This window comes from Pseudomonas sp. KB-10 (assembly GCF_018221585.1).
Classification (GTDB): Bacteria; Pseudomonadota; Gammaproteobacteria; order Pseudomonadales; family Pseudomonadaceae; genus Aquipseudomonas; species Aquipseudomonas yangonensis.
In genome coordinates this window covers 129,027-147,634 of sequence record NZ_QYYB01000009.1, presented here as the reverse complement: position 1 = coordinate 147,634, position 18,608 = coordinate 129,027, and the positions used below count along the sequence as shown (strand labels likewise).

Below are 18,608 nucleotides of genomic sequence, written 5' to 3'. Positions count from 1 at the left end.
TCCTCATGTTGATCAGCTGTCCAGAGCCGAGGCCGGGCCGAAGAATTCGTAGCGGCTTTGCTCGGCCGGTACGCCCAGGGCCTGCAGGTGACGCTTGACCTGGGCCATGAAGGGTTTCGGGCCGAGGAAGTAGGCGTCCAGATCACGTTCGGCCGGCAGCCACTGCTCCAGCAATTCCTGGCTGAGGTAGCCGGTGGCATCCGCCAGGTCGCCCTCGCGTGGTTCGCTGTAGCAAACGTAGTGACTGATCTGCGGGTGTTCGGCTGCATGCGCGTCGACCCAGTCACGGAAAGCGTGGACATCGGCATTGCGTGCACAGTGGATGAAATGAATCGGGCGGCCCGAGTGCCGCGCGGCATCGAGCATGGCCAGCGCCGGAGTGATGCCTACACCTGCAGTGATCAGCGCCAGCGGCTTGTCCGATGGGCTCAGGGTGAAGTCGCCTGCTGGTGGGAACAGGTCCAGCACATCGCCCTCGTGGACATTGTCGTGCAGGTGGTTGGAGACGCGGCCGCCTGCTTCGCGCTTGACGCTGATACGGTACTCGCGGCCATCGGCCAGCGCCGACAGCGAGTAGTTGCGGCGCACTTCTTCGCCGTCCAGCAGCAGGCGCATGCCGATGTACTGGCCGGGCTGGTAATCGAGCAGGGCGCCGCCATCGACCGGTACCAGATGGAAGGAAGTGATCTCTGCGCTCTCGGCCACCTTACGGGCTACGCGGAAGGCGCGCGCACCGCGCCAGCCGCCAGGCGCCGTGGCGTTTTCCTGGTAGAGCTGCTCCTCGGCGCCGATGAAGATGTCGGCCAGTTGCTGGTAGGCCACGGCCCAGGCATCGATCACCGCGTCGGTGGCGATCTCGGCGCCCAGCACCTCGCGGATCGCGCGCAGCAGGCAGCTGCCGACGATGGGATAGTGCTCGGGAAGGATCTGCAGAGCGACGTGCTTGTTCACCACCTGGCGCACCAGCGGCCCGAGGGCTTCGAGGCGGTCGATATGGCGGGCGTACATCAGCACGCCATTGGCCAGTGCGCGCGGCTGGTCGCCGCTGGCCTGGTGCGCCTGGTTGAACAGCGGGCGTACTTCGGGATACTCGCTGAGCATCATCCGGTAGAAATGGGTCGTCAGCGCTTCGCCGCCGCTTTCCAGCAGTGGCACGGTGGCTTTGATCAGGTCACGTTGAGCATTGGTCAGCATAAGGGTATCTCCGCAAGACAAATAAAGACGCCGGTGTGGCTCGTCTGGCCAGTTATGGCGTGCTAGCGTTAGCGGTAGATACCTATCAGAAAGCGTGCCAGTTAAATAATCCTTAAATATCAATTGCTTGCTTGTTTTGCAGTATTAATGACTCGCTTTGCGTGCGGGTCATAACGACAAAGAGTAGTCTAAATGACCGCTAGCCCTCTGCTGGAAACCCTGATTCCCCTGGTGGCCGATCTGTCACGCGAGCTGGATGATGGCGAGCGTTACCGCCGGCTGCTCGCCGCCTTGCGCCAGCTGTTTCCTTGCGATGCCGTGGCGCTGCTGCGACTCGATGGTGAGGTGCTGGTGCCGCTGGCGGTGGAAGGCCTGAGCCCCGACACCCTGGGGCGGCGCTTCCGCGTCAGCGAGCATCCGCGCCTGGCCGCGTTGCTGGAGCATGCCGGGCCGACTCGCTTCGCCGCCGACTGCGGCCTGCCTGATCCTTATGACGGGCTGGTAGACGGCCTACATGGGCATCTGGAAGTGCACGATTGCCTAGGTTGCCCGCTCTATCTGGATGAGCAGCTATGGGGCCTGTTGACCCTGGATTCGCTGGACCCGGCCAGTTTCGGCCGGCTCGATCTGGACAGTCTCGATGCGTTCGCCAGCCTGGCGGCGGCCACGGTCAAGGTCAGTCAGCGCATCAGCGGCCTGGCGCAGCGGGTCGAGGCCGAGCGCCAGCTCACCGAGTTGTACAAACAGGCGCGCCAGCAACCGCGCGAGCTGGTGGGGCAGAGCACGGCGCTGCGCAAGCTGCAGGACGAAATTCGCCTGGTCGGCGACAGCCCGCTGACCGTGCTGATCACCGGCGAAACCGGCGTCGGCAAGGAGTTGGTGGCTGAAGCCATCCACGCCGCCTCGCCACGCGCCCAGCGGCCTCTGGTCAGTATCAACTGCGCGGCGCTGCCCGATGCGCTGGTGGAGAGCGAACTGTTCGGCCACGTGCGCGGCGCCTTCTCCGGGGCGATGAGCGAGCGCAGCGGCAAGTTCGAGCTGGCCGATGGCGGCAGCCTGTTCCTCGACGAGGTGGGCGAACTGCCGCTGGCGATCCAGGCCAAGCTGCTGCGCGTGCTGCAGAGCGGCCAGTTGCAGCGGGTCGGTTCGGATCGCGAGCACCGTGTCGATGTGCGGGTGATCGCCGCCACCAACCGCGACCTGGCGGCCGAAGTGCGTGCCGGACGCTTTCGCGCCGATCTCTATCACCGCCTGAGCGTCTATCCGTTGCCGGTGCCGCCGCTGCGCGAGCGCGGCCGCGATGTGCTGTTGCTGGCCGGTTACTTCCTCGAGGAGAACCGTGCCCGGCTCGGGCTGCGCAGCCTGCGTCTGAGTGCCGAGGCGCAGAAGGCGCTGCTGGGCCACGACTGGCCGGGCAACGTGCGCGAGCTGGAGCATCTGGTCGGTCGTGCGGCGATCAAGGCGCTGGCGCGCCACGGCGAGCGCCCGCGCATTCTCAGCCTGGACGTGCAGGACCTGGACTTGCCGACGGCCGAGGCGCCGCCCCTGATCGACGAAGTGCTGGCGCCCGGTGAGGCTATGCCGACGGGTGTGGAGCTGCGCACGGCGGTGGATGCCTTCCAGCGCAGACTGATCGAACAGTGCCTGGCGCGCCACCAGGGCAAATGGGCCGACGCGGCGCGTGAGTTGGGCGTGGATCGCGCCAACCTCAGCCGCCTGGCCAGGCGCCTGGGTATTCGCTAGCCGGATTGTGGGAGGGGCTTTAGCCGCGATCTGTTCACGTCGCGGCTAAAGCCCCTCCCACATCATCGGCATCTGCCCGTAGCCCGGATGCAATCGGGGCCAGCAATTCCCGGATTTCATCCAGGCTAAAGTTGGAACACCAGCGCCTTCAGGCCGCTCTCGGGGGAGATATCGGGAAACTCCGGCGGGTTGTCCAGGCGCTGCACGAAGCGCAGTTGTGGCGCTTCGGCCGCCATCCCTTCGATAAGGAAGTCCGGGCCGATATCCGGATCGTTGACGCAGGCCAGCACCATACCGTGCTCGCTGATCAGTTCCGGCAGGCGCCGGAGTATCTTGGCGTAGTCCTGGGTGAGGGCGAAGCTGCCTTTCTGAAAGCTCGGCGGGTCGATGATCACCAGATCGTAGGGGCCGCTCTTGCGCACCTTGCCCCAGGACTTGAACAGTTCATGACCAAGAAACTCCACTCGGGAGAGGTCATGCCCGTTCAGGCGATGGTTGTCGCGCCCGCGTGACAGCGCCGCGCGCGCCATGTCCAGGTTGACCACCCGCTCGGCACCGCCGGCAATGGCCGCCACGGAGAAGCCGCAGGTGTAGGCGAACAGGTTGAGCACGCGCTTGCCGGCGGCCTGCTCGCGCACCCACTGGCGACCCAGGCGCATGTCGAGGAACAGCCCGCTGTTCTGCTTGCTGCCCAGATCCAGCAGGTAGTGCAGGCCGTCCTCGATGATCGGCCATTGCGCCTGTGGCTCGCCGGCCAGCCATTCGCTCTCGCTGCCCTGTACATAGCGATGCTGCAGCAACAGGCCGCGCGCGCCGCTGGCCTGCCACTGCGGTGTTGCCAGCAACTCGATCAGCAGCGGTCGCAGCGCTGGCGATGGCTCGCGGAACAGCATCACCAGAACGATGCCGGACAGCCAGTCGACGGTGATCTGTTCCAGCCCCGGCCAGCAGCGGCCACGGCCATGGAACAGGCGGCGGGTCTCGCTGCCGGGGTGGTTGTCCAGCGCCTGCAGCAGGTGCTCGCGCAGGGTGGCGAGGGCGGCATCAGTCATCGCGGGTCAGCACTTCCAGCAGCTCGATCTCGAAGGTCAGGTCGGAGTTGGGCGGAATCGAACCGACGCTGCGCTCGCCATAACCCAGATGGGCCGGCACCTGCAGCTTGCGCTTGCCGCCCACCTGCATGCCCATCAGGCCCTGATCCCAGCCCTTGATCACCCGGCCGGTGCCGATCACGCACTGGAACGGTTTGCCGCGCGAGAAGGACGAGTCGAACTCGCTGCCATCGGCCAGCCAGCCGCGATATTGGGTGGTGATCAGGGCGCCCTTGACCACGGACTTGCCGTTGCCGGGCTCTAGGTCTTCAATGATCAGTTGATCAGTCATGTCAGGTTTCCTTGCGATGACGGTTTTGGCTGGCCTGCACCGAGCGTTCGGCGGGGACGCGCAGCTGGGTCAGCAGGTAGTCGGCGAACGCCGGCGCATAGTTCTGTAGGGCGATGGCGCCGGCCATGCAGCTCAGCCAGCTTTCCGCCAGTGCCTGGTCGATTGGCCACTGGGCATGGAAGGCCGGAATGCTGATGCTGCCGTATTTCTCGGCGAACAGGCGCGGCCCGCCCAGCCAGCCGCTCAGGAAGCACGCCAGCTTGTCGCGTGAGGCGCTCAGGTCGGCTGGGTGCAGGGCACGCAGTGCGGCGGCTTCGGGGCGTTCGTCCATCAGTCGGTAGAAGTCGTCGACCAGATGGCGCAGGCCGTCGATACCGCCAGCGGCTTGGTAGGAGGCATCGCCGGTGCCGTAGGGAGGTGTGTCGCTCATCGCGTTGTTCCGCGGAAAAGGCGCCATTGTAACCGCTGGCGTAGAATGCTCGGCCAGTTTGGTTCGAGGTAATGGGCAACTGCAGAGGCTGTTTTCTCCCCTCTCCCATTCATGGGAGAGGGGCCGGGGGAGAGGGGAATGCTTACACCCTCTCCCCAGCCCTCTCCCGCAAGCGGGAGAGGGGGCAGATCGTGCTTGCCTGAAAAGATGATGACGCAACCCCAGCAAGGCTTCGTGCTCAGCCGCCATTGGCGCGATACGCCGGAGGGCACCGAAGTGGCCTTCTGGCTGGCGACCGATGCCGGCCCGCGCCAGATACGCCTGCCGTGCCAGGAGACGGTGGCGTTCATCCCCGCCGAGCAGCGTGCCTGGGCCGAGCCGCTATTGCGTAATGAGAAAGGCGTCGAGCTACGCGAGCTGACCTTGCGTGACTTCAAGCGCCGCCCGGTGCTGGGCCTGTATTGCCGCCAGTACCGCCAGTTGCTGCAGTTGGAGAAGAAGCTCCGTCAGGTCGGCGTGGATGTGTACGAGGCCGATATCCGCCCGCCGGATCGCTACCTGATGGAGCGCTTTATCACCGCATCCGTCAGCTTCGAGGGTGCCGTTCAGGAAGATGGCAGCCTGCTGTGCAGGTCGCTCAAACCCGCTGCCGATTACCGCCCGGCGCTGCGTCTCGCTTCGCTGGATATCGAGACCAGCGCCCGCGGCGAGCTGTATTCCATCGCCCTGGAAGGCTGTGGCCAGCGCCAGGTGTACATGCTCGGCCCGGCCAACGGCGACGCCAGTATCGTCGACTTCGACCTGGAGTACTGCGACAGCCGCAAGGCGCTGCTCGAGCGCCTGAATGACTGGCTGCAGCGGCATGATCCGGATGCCATCATCGGCTGGAACCTGGTGCAGTTCGACCTGCGCGTGCTGCGCGATCACGCCGAGCAACTCAAGGTGCCGCTGCTGCTGGGGCGTGGCGGCGACGTGATGGGCTGGCGCCAGCACAACAGCAGCCAGCACTACTTCGCCGAGGCGGCCGGGCGGCTGATCATCGACGGTATCGAGGCGCTGCGTTCGGCCACCTGGAGCTTTCCTTCGTTCAGCCTGGAATCGGTGGCGCAGACCCTGCTCTGCGAGGGCAAGGCCATCGACACGCCCTATGCGCGAATGGACGAGATCCAGCGCATGTTCGACGAGGACAAGCCGGCGCTGGCCCGCTACAACCTCAAGGACTGCGAGCTGGTCACGCGCGTCTTCGCCCACACCGATCTGCTCGCCTTCCTGCTGGAGCGCTCCAGCGTCACCGGGCTGGCGGCCGGCCGCAGCGGCGGCTCGGTGGCGGCCTTCACCCACCTGTACCTGCCGCCCATGCACCGCCTGGGTTTCGTCGCGCCGAACCTCGGCGACATTCGCGGCGAGAACAGCCCCGGCGGCTTCGTCATGGATTCACGCCCCGGTCTTTACGATTCGGTGCTGGTGCTGGACTACAAGAGCCTGTATCCGTCGATCATACGCAGCTTTCTGATCGACCCGCTGGGGCTGGTCGAAGGCCTGCACCAGCCGGATGACGAACATTCGGTGGAAGGCTTTCGCGGCGCACGCTTCTCGCGTACCCGGCACTGCCTGCCGGCCATCGTCGAGCGCGTCTGGCAGGGGCGCGAGGCGGCCAAGCGCGACGGCAACAAGGCGCTGTCGCAGGCGTTGAAGATCATCATGAACGCCTTCTACGGTGTGCTCGGCTCCAGTGGTTGTCGCTTCTTCGACCCGCGTCTGGCGTCGTCCATCACCTTGCGCGGGCATCAGATCATGAAGCGCACCCGCGAGCTGATCGAGGCCGAGGGCCATGCGGTGATCTACGGCGACACCGACTCCACCTTCGTCTGGCTCGGTGGCGCCCACGACGAGGAGGAGGCAGCGCGCATCGGCCGCGCGCTGGTAGCGCGTGTCAACGCCTGGTGGCGCGAGCATCTGCAGCAGGAATACGGCCTGACCAGCGCCCTGGAACTGCAGTTCGAGACCCACTACCGGCGCTTTCTCATGCCTACCATTCGCGGCACCGAGGAGGGCAGCAAGAAGCGCTACGCCGGCCTGGTGCGCGAGGCTTGCGGCAGCGAACGCATGGTGTTCAAGGGGCTGGAGACGGTGCGCACCGACTGGTCGCCGCTGGCCCAGCGCTTCCAGCAGGAGCTCTATCGCTTGGTGTTCGACGGCCAGCCCTACGAGGACTACGTGCGCGACTACGTGAAACGCACTCTGGCTGGCGAGCTGGACGAGTTGCTGATCTATCGCAAGCGTTTGCGCCGGCGCCTCGATGACTACCAGCGCAACGTGCCGCCGCATGTGCGCGCCGCGCGCCTGGCCGACGAGCACAACCAGCGGCTCGGTCGGCCCTTGCAGTACCAGCGCGGCGGCTGGATCAGCTACCTGATCACCACCGGCGGGCCGCAACCGCTGGAGCGCCTGCTGTCGCCGGTGGACTACGAGCACTACATCAGCCGCCAGCTGAAACCGGTGGCCGACGCCATCCTGCCGTTCGTCGGCGGCGAGTTCGAACGGCTGGTGGATGGGCAGCTCGGACTGTTCTGAAATCCGTTGGCGGCCGCTCTGGGTAGAACTTCCGCGCGAGAAACGGGCTAATTGCCTTGAAATACTTTGCAAAATTCGCCCCGTTGAGCGGCGTTCAGGGCCTGAATATATTTGCGCCCGTGATGCCGGGCCCCTCTGGCGGTTAACACCGCGATGTCGGAATCACAGTCTGTTCAATCTGACTGTAGGAGGGGCTCATGACTGCCCTCGAACCGTTTCTCTTCGCCGACTTCCTCGGCACGGCCACCTGGTTGTGGCTGGTCTTCATCGCTGTCGTCATCTCCCTCTTGGCCTTCGACCTTGGCGTGCTGCATCGCGACCATCGCGAAATCGGCGTGCGCGAGAGCCTGTTGCTGTCGGGTGGCTACATCAGCGCCGGTCTGCTCTTCGGTGTCTGGGTGTTCTTCCAGAAGGGCGGCGACGCCAGCATGGATTACCTCACCGGCTTTCTGATCGAGAAATCGCTGTCGATGGACAACGTGTTTCTCATGGCCATAATCTTCAGCTTTCTCGCCATCCCGCGGCAGTACCAGCACAAGGTACTGTTCTGGGGAATCATGGGTGTGCTGGTGCTGCGGGCGATCATGATCGGCCTGGGCGCCGCGCTGATCCATGAGTTCGCCTGGATTCTCTACGTGTTCGGCGCCTTCCTGTTCTTCACCGGTGTGAAGATGCTGTTCGCCAAACTCGACGATGCCCCCGATCTGCAGAACAACGTGCTGGTCAGATTTTTGCGCAAACACCTGCGCGTGACCGATGAGCTGCACGGCCAGCGCTTCTTCGTGCGCCAGGACGACGGCAAGGGGCGCACCGTGCTCTGGGTGACGCCGCTGTTCCTGGCGCTGATCCTGATCGAATGTGCCGACCTGATGTTCGCCATCGACAGCGTGCCGGCGATCTTCGCCATCACCCAGGACCCGTTCATCGTCTACACCTCGAACATTTTCGCCATCCTTGGCCTGCGTGCCCTGTACTTCGCCCTGGCAGCGCTGATCCACCGTTTCGTCTACCTGAAGTACGCACTGGCGCTGGTGCTGGTGTTCATCGGCGCGAAGATCTTCCTGGTCGGCATCATCGGCAAGATTCCGGCGGCCGTGTCCCTGAGCGTGACCCTGGGACTGCTGATCGGTGGCGTGCTGTTGTCGCTGTACAAGACCCGTGGCCAGCCGCCCGCCACTATCTGACACAAGCACCTTGCCCGGCCTCGTCAACTGGCGAGGTTGGGTCTCGAAATCGGAGAAGCACAGATGTACGAATCCTGGAACAACCGTCTTGCTGCAGTTGCCCTTGGCGCGGCGTTGATCACTCTGGTTGGCTGTGAGGCGGCCGAGCAGTCCGCGCAGAAACTGGCCGAAGAGGCGAAGAAGGAGGCGCAGGCGCTGATCGAGGAGTCGGTCGGCGAGGTGGTGAATGAGGTCAATCGACAGGTTGATTCCCTGCAGGAGTCCACCAATCGGGCGCTGGGCAAGGCCGAGCAGAACGAGGAAGCCGAAGCTGCGCAGGACAAGGCCGAGAGAGCATTGGAGCAGGGCGCCGAGACTTGATGCCACGCCGGGATGCCCACTTATCTTTCAACGGCGCAGGCGGTCGAATCGCTCCAGCAATGCCGCTACCGCCAGTCCCGGTAACGAGGCCAGGCAAAGCAGCGGTAGCTGAGTGAGAAACAGCCCGCGAGCGATTTCGCCTGTTGTCCAGGTGTTGCCATAGGCACTGGCGAGCAGATTGACCGCGCAGTAGGCGGCGAAGGTTGCGCACAGGCCGAACAGTAGCAGCATGACGAGCGGGCCATGGCGGCGCAGCAAGCCGCCAGCGCCGGCCAGCAGAAACAGCACGAATGCCGGCAGGCAGGCCAGTGCCAGTTCCATGGCGACGTGCCCGTCCGGCTCTACCGGCAGTGGCCAGGCCAGCCCCAGGCCTCTGTCCTGTAAGCGGTAGGTCAGCAGACCGATGAACAGCGCCGTGGTGGGGAGCAGGAGCGATGCCTGCAGCAGCCTGAGCAGCGCACTCAGCATGTCGATAGCCGGGCGGCAATGCCGGAGTCGAGGGCCAGGTAATGGCACGGTTGCATGCTGCGTTTCATCCATCGCACAAGTTGAGTTCTTCAGGTTTTGCGGCTCAGGTACTGCGTGAGGGGCTCCGGTTGGAACAGTGGCTCACGGCCGATCAGCCTTACGCCATCCGGGCCACTTTCCAGCAGGCGCCGTTCGCTGTGCGCCACCAGCAAGGCGAGACTGTACCCTGACTGGCTGAGGCAGGCCGAGATTTTCCTGATTGCCTCCGGTGCACCAGGAACATCGGACTCGAAGTGGCCCAGCAACTGATCGTCCTGGCTAATGTTGAGTCGGAAGGTGGGCATGAGTGGTTCTCCTTGATGGTGTCACAAACGGGGTTCATGCAGGCGAGCAGCTCAGAAGGTGCAGTAATTGCCCGCCAGCTCGACCCGGCCAAAGCTGGCGCCGGCATTGAGCGGGGTGATGGCCTTCAGCTGGTCCAGGCGCAGCTCCTGCTGGCCCGCGTCGCCTTGCACCAGCAGAAACTCCTCCTTGCTGGCGGCCGTGCGCGTGGTCAGTGCCCTGGCCTCGAAGTTCGAACCGTCGAGCCGTTCAATGTGCAGGCGGTAGCCGTGCATACAGGCGATTTCCAGATAGTCATGCAAATCGCAGTTCAGAGGCTGGTACGCGTTCATGTTCTGTCTCCTAGCAACCTTCCAGAGGAATGATGAAGTAGCCTTTGTTGTCGATGGCTGCCGCGACTTCCGGGTGCGCGGGCTGGCTGTGGCAGAACTGGCAGCGGCTCTGCTCGATGGCATCGCCATGCAGCCCGCGCTCGGCCATCCAGTCCCTGGCGAACTGGCTGGCACGCGCCTGGTCGTTGCCTTCGATCAGTACGTCGAAGTGCAGATAGCGGCCGTCATGTGTACGCACGTGGGTGTCGAAAACATTCACTTTCATGATTTCCTCCTAAGCGGTTAGCGAGACGCCGTTGGGCGCCTCGCATGTTCTGGGATTACTTCAGGTCGTCGATGGAAGCGCCGAAGTTCAGGTGCAGCACCTGACCTTCAACCACCAGTGCGGGGACCGACCTGACGCCGGCCTGTTCGGCTTCCGCTACCCGTCCGGACTGCTCGCCGAGGTGAACGGTCTCCACCTTGACCTCCGGAGCCAGCAGGTTCAGCAGGGTCTGTTCGGCCGATACGCAGACGGGGCAACCGGCGTGATAGAAGCGTGCTTGAGTCATGGTCAATCTCCTGTAAGTAATTAGTATCGATTCGATACTGACTCGCAGGCTACGCTCAAATTGGTCTTTGTCAATATGGTGTTTAGTCGATACTATATTTCGACAGGAGTAATACATGACCGACACGACTCTCTTCGATCTGCTCGAACGGCTGTCCAGCCTGACCCGTATCTGGTTTCGCCAGCACCCGCTGCTGGCCGAGCTGCAGCCCATCCAGCTGAGCGCGCTGATGTACCTGGCGCGCTGCAACCGTTATTCGAATACGCCGCTGGGGGTGACCGACTACCTTGGCCTGACCAAGGGCACGGTGTCGCAGTCGCTCAAGGCGCTGGAAGGCAAGGGCCTGATCGTCAAGACGCAGGACGCGCGCGACAAGCGCAGCGTGCACCTGGCGCTGACCGATCCCGCCTGGCAGTTGCTAGAGGCTCTGCTGCCACCGGACTTTCTCGCCGCTGGCGAAGCCCGCCTGGGTGCACGAGGCGAGCAGCTCAAAGCCCTGCTGACCGATCTTCTGCGGGAAATTCAGCGCGACACCGATGTGCCTGGCTTCGGCCTGTGCGGCAGTTGTCGTTTTCATCAGCAGGTCGATGGTCAGCCGTTTTGCGCTCTGACCCGGGAGCCACTGCAACCGAGCGATGCCAGCCTGATATGCCGCGAGCACCAGCCCCCGGAGGCCGCATGAACGAACTGTTACTCGATGCCCTGCTGACGGGGCGTGCCCAACCTTTCACCCGGCCCGGCTCGCGCAGCGGCATCGCCAAGGCGCCACGCCAGGGGCCTCTGGCGGTGACCGCGCTGGGGCTGGCTGGCGACGAGCAGGGCGACTTGCGGGTGCATGGCGGCGTAGAAAAGGCCATCCACCATTACCCACGCGAACACTACGCCGCCTGGCGTCGCGAGCTTGGTGAACATCCCCTTCTGGAACAGCCTGGCGCCTTCGGCGAGAACTTCAGCACCACGGGTTGGACCGAAGGCGACGTTTGTCTGGGGGATGTCATAAGGGCCGGCAGCGCCTTGCTGCAGGTATCCCAGGGGCGCATGCCTTGCTGGAAGCTGAGCGACCGCTTCGGCATTGCCGATCTGGCGCTGCGGGTGCAGGAGTCCGGGCGCACGGGCTGGTACTACCGGGTCATCGAGGAGGGCATGGTTCGGGCGGGTGATCCTCTGCAACTGGTGGAGCGCGCGCATGCTGACTGGTCACTGAGCCGCCTTTCGGCTGTGCTGTTCGACAGGCGGGTGGAGCCGGAGCTGTTGCGTGAATGTCTGGCTCTGCCACTGGTGCCGTCCTGGCGCAGAACCCTGGAGCGGCGTTTGGAGAAAACCGAGGTCGAGGACTGGGCGCCGCGGCTGCAAGGCGCAGGCGTGGCCCAACAAGGCTCATGACCTGCGGATAATCGGCACGGCGCGCGGATACGAATGCTTCTACACTGGTTTCTCTTGTTGATTCCAGGGTGTCGACACCAAGCGCGGCGCGCTTGCTGTGAGGGCAGGATGAGCAGGTTGATCTGCGCTGATTTCGATGAGTTCGAGGAGGCCCTGTACGGTGTGGAAGGGCGCTATCTGCTACGTTCCCGTCAGCAGCGCGACTGGCGTTTGCGAGTCGTCGAGCTCGATGGCGTGGCGCTGATGTTCGGCCGTGAGGGGGCGGGCACGGTCTACAGCGGCGTTGGTCTGCCGGGCTTCTTCAATATCTTTCTACCGCTTAGCCGGCACGAATGTACGGTATTGGGCGGCAAGCGCCTTGACCGCCGGTTGATTGGCTGGATGGTGCCGGACGCCATGTTCCATATCGATGCCAGCCAGCCCGCGAGCTGGATGACGGTGGCCATGTCATGCGAGCTGGTACTGCGCTGGGCGCAGCAACATGAAGACGAGTTCGACCTGTCGATACTTCCCCGCAACCTGGTCTGCGTGGCTCAGCAGGACCTCGCGCCGCTGGTGTGGCTGGCGCTGCGTCTGCTGCGCATCGATCATTGCGCATCGCAGGACCTGCATGCTCCAGCGGCCGAGCGTGCTGCGCAGAGCGAGTTGATGGAGTTGGTGTTTCGTAGCCTGTTACCCGTGACGCCAGCTCCGCGAGATCACGTCGGGCATCAGCAGATTCTCCGTCGTGCCCTGGAACTGCTGGATGCGACACCGGATGCGCCGCTGCATATCTCCGACTTGTGTCAAGCGTGCGGCACCTCCGAGCGCACATTGCGCAATCTGTTCACCCGCTACCTGGGCATGAGCCCGCACCGCTATCTCATGCAGCATCGTCTTCATGCGATCCGCCGGGCAATCCTGCATGCGCACGCCAACGAGACCATCACCGAAATCTGTGCGCGTTTCGGGGTTTGGGACTCCGGTCGCTTCGCAGGTACATACCGGCTTTATTTCGGTGAGCTGCCATCGCAATCACTGCGCAATCGCCGCTCGTTCGCGGGGCCGCTTAGCCTGCGTTGAGCGGCCGCTGCAGCGTGGTGCTGGGATACTCGCCAAAAATCTTGTAGTACTCCGCAGCCATGCGCCCGCAGTCGCTATAACCGAAACGCCGTGCAATCGCCGCGACGCAGCTCCGTTGCCCGTCGGCCACTGCTAGCGCAGCGCGCAGCAGGTGCAGGCGTCGCAAGCGCAAGTAACGTGCCGGCGCCATGCCCAGCGTATCAACGAAGGCGCTGCGCAGGGTCCGTTCACTGACTCCTACCCGGCGACATAGCTCTCCAAGACGCGGAGGCCTGCCGCTGCCGACGGGCAGCAATTCCAGCACCTGCTGCAGCAGTTTCTCTTGTGAGATCTTGCGGGCGCGCTGGCGTGGCGTGATTCGTGTGTGCATGTTGGCTTTCCGGCCGTCTGGGACGTTCAGGCTGCACCGGTTCTTGATGGGGCACTACGTAAAACAGGCAAATCTACGGCTGGGAGAAGTTTGCCGATTTTACGTAGCGGGCATGGCTGACGAGGAAGAGTATCGGCGCAACGCTCGCCAGTCGCGGTTCGATCTGACGAGCCTTCATCGGCGCTCGATCTGGATCGACGCGAGGGGGAGGCTACATGGGACCGTCGTTATGCAGTGTTGGCGTGTGTCTGGCGCTGGCTGGGGCGTTGGCTGCTGCTCAGGCGCAGCCGATCGGACCGCGGATGCTCGATGTCGAGCCATTCATCGAGCTGCCGCGTGGGGTGCGCTATCCCGAAGGTCTGGCTGCCAACCCACATAACGGTGAAATCTACGTCGGCACGTTCGATGCCAGGCAGCCCGTCTCCGAGCGTAACAACCAACTGCTTCGTTATGCAGCTGATGGCCGCCTGCTGGCGCAACGAGCCTTCGGAGATACGCCGCTGACGGGGTTGGGCTACGCCGCTGGCCAGCTGTATATCCTCAATTTTGGTGCCGGTAAGCTGCAACGCATCGTGGCGGATTTCACTGCGGACAGCCCGCTGGAGGATGTGCTCGATTTCCCGCGGCTAGACCCGCCAGCGCCGGCGGCTCGCGTGGTGAACAACCCGGACGGCAGCCAGGACCGGATCGAGTTCGCTGCCAGTGGCATGCCTGCTCCCAACGGTCTGGTATTCGACGGCAATGGCGACCTCTATGTGTCCGACTCCTTCCAGGGCGCGCTGTATCGAATCGCTGACGCCACGCGCTGCAGACCCTGTTCGCTTGAGGTGCTCTCGCGTGATCCGCTCCTCGCGACGGCGGGTTTTCTGCCCTTTGGCGCCAATGGACTCGCCCTCGCCGATGGCGAGCGCCATCTCTATATCAACAATGCTGGCGATGGCCGCCTGCTGCGCATGCCCCTGCCTGCCGGTGAATTGCAGGTGGTCGCCGAAAGCCTGCCCGGTGCCGATGGTCTGCTATTTCACGATGGTCTGCTGTGGTTGCTGGCCAATCAGGTGGACCTGCTACTGGGGCTCGATGAGCAAGGGCTGGTGCGTATCCGTGCCGGAGGCTTCCAGGGCCTAAGCGCCAGCGGAGCACCGCTTGGCTTGCTGTTTCCAGCCAGTAGTGTCGTACAGGGCGAGTGGATGGTGATCAGTAATCTGGCACTGCCCCTGACTCCCGACGAGGGCGATGAGTGGGAGGAGCAGGTGCAAACCTGGAATCTGATGCGTCTGCGCCTGCCGTCGTCTTCGACCGAGGGAGTGCTCCGCCATGCCGCAACACCCTGAACAACCTCTGAATAACGGACGTCGCCAATTGCTGATCGGTTCTGCCGCGCTGGCAACGGTGATGTTGTTACCCCTGGGCGGCTGTGTTCGGGGCAATGCCCTGAGCGTCGCTCGTTCGCAAAACGACACTGGAGGGCATAGAACCATGGGCACCATCACCACACGCGACGGTACACAGATTTATTACAAGGATTGGGGCAGCGGGCCGGTCGTGGTGCTTAGCCACGGTTGGCCGCTGAATGCGGACAGCTGGGAAGCGCAGATGATGTTCCTGGCCAGCAACGGCTATCGGGTGATCGCCCATGACCGGCGTGGCCACGGTCGTTCCAGTCAACCCTGGGATGGCAATGAAATGGACACCTATGCCGATGATCTTGCCGCACTGCTCGATCATCTGGATGTACGAGACGCTTCGCTATTCGGGTTTTCCACCGGTGGGGGCGAGGTGGCACGGTATATCGGCCGGCATGGTACCGCCCGGGTGGCCAAGGCGGGGCTGATTGCCGCGGTTCCACCGCTGATGGTCAAGACCGAGGCCAATCCCGGTGGGCTGCCTATCTCGGTGTTCGATGGTATTCGCGCGGCCTCCTTAGCGGATCGCTCACAGCTCTATCGGGATGTCGCAAGCGGGCCGTTCTTTGGCTACAACCGCCCCGGTGCCAAGCCCTCCCAGGGCGTGATCGATGCCTTCTGGATGCAGGGCATGATGGCGGGTCACAAGAATGCCTATGACTGCATCAAGGCTTTCTCCGAAACCGACTTCACCGAAGACCTGAAGAAGTTCGATGTGCCGACGCTAATCCTGCATGGCGACGACGACCAGATCGTGCCCGTGGACGCTGCTGCCAGAGCTTCGGCCAAGTTGGTGCCACACGCCAAGCTGGTCATCTACCCCGGTGCGCCACACGGCATCACCGACACCCACAAGGAACAGCTGAGCGCGGACATGCTGGCGTTCCTGCGCAGCTGAGCCCTAAAAGCCCTTTATCCGGTGAAGGGCTCCATGCAAAAAGGAGAACGTCATGAGTGGCAAGAAGGCTTTGATCGTGGTGGATATCCAGAATGACTACTTCCCCGGGGGCCTATGGACCCTGAGCAAGGTGGAGGCTGCTGCCGCCAAGGCGGCGCAGGTGATCGCTGCGTTTCGCGAGAGCGGTGACCTGGTGGTGCATATCCGTCATGAGTTCACCAGCCAGGACGCACCATTCTTCCGCCCTGGCAGCGAAGGCGCCCAGCTGCATGCCAGCGTGATCAACCAGCCAGACGAGCCGGTGGTGCTCAAACACTTCATCAACTCGTTTCGCGAGACCGAGCTCAAACCGATCCTCGACCAGCATGGCGTCGACGAGATGATCATCGTCGGCAACATGAGCCACATGTGCGTTGACGGTATTACCCGTGCTGCGGTGGACTTCGGCTACCGCACCACGGTGCTGCACGACGCCTGCGCCACTCTCGATCTGGAATTTGATGGCGTGAAGGTGCCGGCCGCGCAGGTGCATGCAGCGTTCATGGCAGCGTTGAAGTTCGGCTATGCACCGGTGATCTCCACGGACGAGTACCTGAGCCAGCATTTCAGGAGCGCAGCATGAAAGCCCCGCTTGCGTTCGTGCTTGCCGCCGCCGCTGGGGTGGTCTGGGCTCATGGTCCAACGGGCATTCACAGTGAAAGGACCGAGAAGGTCGAGGCGGCTTTCGACCTGGTGCATACCCGCGTGTTCAAGCAGGGTAGCGATCTGGTCTTCGAGCAGTTGGTCGATGGTGAAGCCGGCAGCCGTCTGCCGGCAGCCAAGGGCAGCTTTGCCGGCTCCGAGGTCTACAGCTACGTCTGGCCGACCAGTCTGGACAGCGGCGCGGTGGGCTTCGAGCAGGCGTCGGGCATTCTCGCGCTGGCGCTGACCTCGCACCCGGATTTTGACGATACGCCGCAGCTCGATGAAAACGGTGATGGCGACAAGGGCAACGATGGCGGCCTGTGGCACTCGCACTGGGTGGTACTGACCAAGGAGGCCAGCTGTGGGCCCAGTGGCCTGACGGTACGGGATATTCCCGAGGGTGCCAAACCCAAGCTGCCCGCTACCTGGCCGGGGGTACCGCTGTATATCGATTCGCCAGGCTATGACCTGAGCGTTGAGAACGATGCGGCGCAGATTCGTGTTCCGCTAGCGGCTGTAGGGTTCCCCGCAAGTTTCAACTACGACGGCGTAACCGCTGCATTGCAGGTGAATGCGGATTTGCATGACCCACTGCTGTGCGTTTCCAGCGTCTGGGATATCGCCTCGGGTGACCTGTCTTTGCCCGCGACCTGGAAGACCTTGGAGTAATCCATCGTGAACGATTGTCGGCTGCCGTCCCGCTGGCGGCTGACGTTCGCCCCTTGTTTGGCGCATTCGTTTGAGGAGTACCTGTTATGTCCAAGCAGAAGCTGACCCATGCTACCGGGGCGCCGGTGGTGGACAACCTCAACATCCAGACTGCCGGGCCGCGTGGGCCAGCCTTGCTGCAGGACATCTGGCTGATCGAGAAGCTTGCCCATTTCGACCGCGAGGTGATTCCCGAGCGACGCATGCATGCCAAGGGAGCCGGGGCCTACGGCACCTTCACCGTGACGGGCGATGTCAGCCGTTTCACCCGCGCCAGTCTGTTTGCCTCGGCCGGCAAAGAGACACCGGTGTTCGTGCGTTTCTCCACGGTGGCCGGGGAGCGCGGTGCCGCTGATGCCGAGCGTGATATCCGTGGGTTTGCCGTGAAGTTCTACACCGATGAAGGCAACTGGGATCTGGTCGGCAATAACACACCGGTGTTCTTCTTCCGTGACCCGATGCGTTTTCCCGACCTCAATCACGCAGTCAAGCGTGATCCACGCAGCGGCCTGCGCAGTGCCAGCAACAACTGGGACTTCTGGAGTCTGCTACCCGAGGCTCTGCATCAGGTCACCATTACCATGAGTGACCGGGGCATTCCGCGTAGCTACCGGCATATGCACGGATTTGGCAGTCATACCTTCAGCCTGATTAACGCCAGCAATCAACGGGTCTGGGTCAAGTTCCACCTGCGCTGCCAGCAGGGTATCGAGAATCTGAGTGACGCCGAGGCTGCTGGTGTGATCGGCGTTGACCGCGAAAGCCATTTGCGCGACCTCTATATGAGCATCGAGCAGGGTGACTATCCACGCTGGAAACTGTGCATCCAGGTGATGACCGAGGAGCAGGCCAACCGGCACCGGCATAATCCCTTCGACCTGACCAAAGTCTGGTCGCATGCGGATTACCCCTTGATCGAGGTGGGCGTGCTGGAACTCAATCGCAACCCGGACAATCATTTCGCCGAAGTGGAGCAGGCTGCATTCTCGCCGGCCAACGTGGTGCCCGGAATTGGTTTTTCGCCGGACAAGATGCTACAGGCGCGCCTGTTCTCCTACGGCGATAGCCAGCGTTACCGGCTGGGAGTCAACTTCAATCTGATCCCGGTGAACGCTCCTCGTTGCCCGTACCACAGCTACCATCGAGACGGGCAGATGCGCACCGACGGCAATCAGGGCTCGACCATCGCTCATTACCCCAACAGCCAGGGCGAGTGGGAGGATCGGCAGGAGCTACGTGAGCCGGCGCTGGAGCTGGAGGGCGCTGCGACCAACTGGGACCACCGGGTGGACAATGATCACTATCAGCAGCCCGGGGATCTGTTCCGGCTGATGAGCCCTGCGCAGCGGCAGGCGCTGTTCGAGAACACAGCCAGGGCGATGAGCGACGCACCCGAGCAGGTCAAACGCCGTCATATCGGTAACTGCAACAAGGCCGATCCGGCTTATGGCGCCGGGGTGGCCAGGGCGTTGGGTTTGGGGGATTGAAGAGGGGAACATGAAAAAGGCGAAGCCACGGGCTTCGCCTTTTTGCTTGCTG

Annotated in this window: 22 protein-coding genes; 12 read left to right on the top strand and 10 right to left on the bottom strand. The window is 63.3% G+C overall.

Annotated elements, in window-relative coordinates:
- Positions 1-12: 12 nt before the first annotated feature.
- Entirely contained in the window at positions 13-1,194 is a 1,182-nt protein-coding gene (gene hmpA, locus DXK50_RS22155; protein ID WP_161867501.1) for an NO-inducible flavohemoprotein, read from the bottom strand.
- A 192-nt stretch (positions 1,195-1,386) separates the two neighbouring features.
- Between hmpA and norR the strand changes: the two genes are divergently transcribed.
- A complete protein-coding gene (gene norR / locus DXK50_RS22150) occupies positions 1,387-2,937 on the top strand; it encodes a nitric oxide reductase transcriptional regulator NorR (protein ID WP_212631761.1) in 1,551 nt (516 codons plus the stop codon).
- A 125-nt stretch (positions 2,938-3,062) separates the two neighbouring features.
- Here norR and DXK50_RS22145 read toward each other — a convergent pair whose 3' ends face one another.
- Genes DXK50_RS22145 through DXK50_RS22135 form a run of 3 tightly spaced genes read right to left on the bottom strand, consistent with a single transcriptional unit; the run spans position 3,063 to position 4,750 of the window.
- Positions 3,063-3,989 (bottom strand): class I SAM-dependent methyltransferase, encoded by a 927-nt coding sequence (locus tag DXK50_RS22145; RefSeq protein WP_212631760.1) that lies wholly within the window; start codon positions 3,987-3,989, stop codon positions 3,063-3,065.
- A complete protein-coding gene (locus DXK50_RS22140; RefSeq protein WP_212631759.1) occupies positions 3,982-4,320 on the bottom strand; it encodes an FKBP-type peptidyl-prolyl cis-trans isomerase in 339 nt (112 codons plus the stop codon). Before DXK50_RS22140 ends, DXK50_RS22145 begins: the two co-directional genes overlap by 8 nt.
- 1 nt (position 4,321) lies before the next feature.
- The gene (locus DXK50_RS22135) at positions 4,322-4,750 is read right to left on the bottom strand and encodes a group II truncated hemoglobin (protein ID WP_212631758.1); all 429 of its coding nucleotides are present in this window, start codon (positions 4,748-4,750) and stop codon (positions 4,322-4,324) included.
- 210 nt (positions 4,751-4,960) lie between these two features.
- On the opposite strand from DXK50_RS22135, the gene DXK50_RS22130 reads away from it, so the two are divergent.
- The 3 genes from DXK50_RS22130 to DXK50_RS22120 all read left to right on the top strand — a co-directional run bounded on the left by DXK50_RS22130 (position 4,961) and on the right by DXK50_RS22120 (position 8,868).
- Positions 4,961-7,324 carry a DNA polymerase II gene (locus tag DXK50_RS22130; RefSeq protein WP_212631757.1) on the top strand — a complete coding sequence of 788 codons (2,364 nt, stop codon included), beginning with the start codon at positions 4,961-4,963 and terminating at the stop codon, positions 7,322-7,324.
- 197 nt (positions 7,325-7,521) lie between these two features.
- On the top strand, positions 7,522-8,508 hold the full coding sequence (locus tag DXK50_RS22125; protein ID WP_212631756.1) for a TerC family protein: 987 nt from the start codon (positions 7,522-7,524) through the stop codon (positions 8,506-8,508).
- A gap of 63 nt (positions 8,509-8,571) precedes the next feature.
- The gene (locus tag DXK50_RS22120; protein WP_212631755.1) at positions 8,572-8,868 is read left to right on the top strand and encodes a hypothetical protein; all 297 of its coding nucleotides are present in this window, start codon (positions 8,572-8,574) and stop codon (positions 8,866-8,868) included.
- A gap of 27 nt (positions 8,869-8,895) precedes the next feature.
- Here the strand turns inward: DXK50_RS22120 and DXK50_RS22115 are convergent, their stop codons facing one another.
- The 5 genes from DXK50_RS22115 to DXK50_RS22095 form a co-directional block, all read right to left on the bottom strand.
- Positions 8,896-9,336, bottom strand: coding sequence for a hypothetical protein (locus DXK50_RS22115; RefSeq protein ID WP_233787554.1), 441 nt, complete (start codon positions 9,334-9,336; stop codon positions 8,896-8,898).
- 89 nt (positions 9,337-9,425) lie between these two features.
- Positions 9,426-9,680 carry a cytoplasmic protein gene (locus DXK50_RS22110; protein WP_161867509.1) on the bottom strand — a complete coding sequence of 85 codons (255 nt, stop codon included), beginning with the start codon at positions 9,678-9,680 and terminating at the stop codon, positions 9,426-9,428.
- A 51-nt stretch (positions 9,681-9,731) separates the two neighbouring features.
- Positions 9,732-10,010 carry a Rho-binding antiterminator gene (locus DXK50_RS22105; protein ID WP_161867510.1) on the bottom strand — a complete coding sequence of 93 codons (279 nt, stop codon included), beginning with the start codon at positions 10,008-10,010 and terminating at the stop codon, positions 9,732-9,734.
- A 10-nt stretch (positions 10,011-10,020) separates the two neighbouring features.
- Positions 10,021-10,275 (bottom strand): DUF2024 family protein, encoded by a 255-nt coding sequence (locus tag DXK50_RS22100; RefSeq protein ID WP_161867511.1) that lies wholly within the window; start codon positions 10,273-10,275, stop codon positions 10,021-10,023.
- Positions 10,276-10,330: 55 nt separating this feature from the next.
- Complete coding sequence (locus DXK50_RS22095; protein ID WP_212631754.1) at positions 10,331-10,561, bottom strand: glutaredoxin domain-containing protein; 231 nt, start codon at positions 10,559-10,561, stop codon at positions 10,331-10,333.
- 115 nt (positions 10,562-10,676) lie between these two features.
- Between DXK50_RS22095 and DXK50_RS22090 the strand changes: the two genes are divergently transcribed.
- The 3 genes from DXK50_RS22090 (at position 10,677) to DXK50_RS22080 (ending at position 13,006) form a co-directional block, all read left to right on the top strand.
- On the top strand, positions 10,677-11,243 hold the full coding sequence (locus DXK50_RS22090; RefSeq protein ID WP_161867513.1) for a MarR family winged helix-turn-helix transcriptional regulator: 567 nt from the start codon (positions 10,677-10,679) through the stop codon (positions 11,241-11,243).
- On the top strand, positions 11,240-11,944 hold the full coding sequence (locus tag DXK50_RS22085; protein WP_212631753.1) for an MOSC domain-containing protein: 705 nt from the start codon (positions 11,240-11,242) through the stop codon (positions 11,942-11,944). The genes DXK50_RS22090 and DXK50_RS22085 overlap by 4 nt, the downstream gene beginning before the upstream one ends.
- 108 nt (positions 11,945-12,052) lie before the next feature.
- The gene (locus DXK50_RS22080) at positions 12,053-13,006 is read left to right on the top strand and encodes a helix-turn-helix domain-containing protein (protein WP_249186968.1); all 954 of its coding nucleotides are present in this window, start codon (positions 12,053-12,055) and stop codon (positions 13,004-13,006) included.
- On the opposite strand, the gene DXK50_RS22075 is transcribed toward DXK50_RS22080, so the two are convergent.
- Positions 12,993-13,376, bottom strand: coding sequence for a helix-turn-helix domain-containing protein (locus tag DXK50_RS22075; RefSeq protein WP_212631752.1), 384 nt, complete (start codon positions 13,374-13,376; stop codon positions 12,993-12,995). The two genes, DXK50_RS22080 and DXK50_RS22075, sit on opposite strands and share 14 nt — an antisense overlap.
- Before the next feature lie 215 nt (positions 13,377-13,591).
- Here DXK50_RS22075 and DXK50_RS22070 point away from each other — a divergent pair, with 215 nt between their 5' ends.
- The 5 genes from DXK50_RS22070 to DXK50_RS22050 all read left to right on the top strand — a co-directional run bounded on the left by DXK50_RS22070 (position 13,592) and on the right by DXK50_RS22050 (position 18,556).
- The gene (locus tag DXK50_RS22070; RefSeq protein WP_212631751.1) at positions 13,592-14,707 is read left to right on the top strand and encodes an SMP-30/gluconolactonase/LRE family protein; all 1,116 of its coding nucleotides are present in this window, start codon (positions 13,592-13,594) and stop codon (positions 14,705-14,707) included.
- Positions 14,708-14,852: 145 nt separating this feature from the next.
- The gene (locus DXK50_RS22065) at positions 14,853-15,677 is read left to right on the top strand and encodes an alpha/beta fold hydrolase (protein ID WP_161867517.1); all 825 of its coding nucleotides are present in this window, start codon (positions 14,853-14,855) and stop codon (positions 15,675-15,677) included.
- A 52-nt stretch (positions 15,678-15,729) separates the two neighbouring features.
- Positions 15,730-16,299, top strand: a complete 570-nt coding sequence (locus DXK50_RS22060) for a cysteine hydrolase family protein (protein WP_212631750.1) — start codon at positions 15,730-15,732, stop codon at positions 16,297-16,299.
- Positions 16,296-17,030 carry a hypothetical protein gene (locus DXK50_RS22055; protein WP_212631749.1) on the top strand — a complete coding sequence of 245 codons (735 nt, stop codon included), beginning with the start codon at positions 16,296-16,298 and terminating at the stop codon, positions 17,028-17,030. Before DXK50_RS22060 ends, DXK50_RS22055 begins: the two co-directional genes overlap by 4 nt.
- An 86-nt stretch (positions 17,031-17,116) precedes the next feature.
- Positions 17,117-18,556, top strand: a complete 1,440-nt coding sequence (locus tag DXK50_RS22050) for a catalase (protein ID WP_212631748.1) — start codon at positions 17,117-17,119, stop codon at positions 18,554-18,556.
- Positions 18,557-18,608 lie beyond the last annotated feature (52 nt).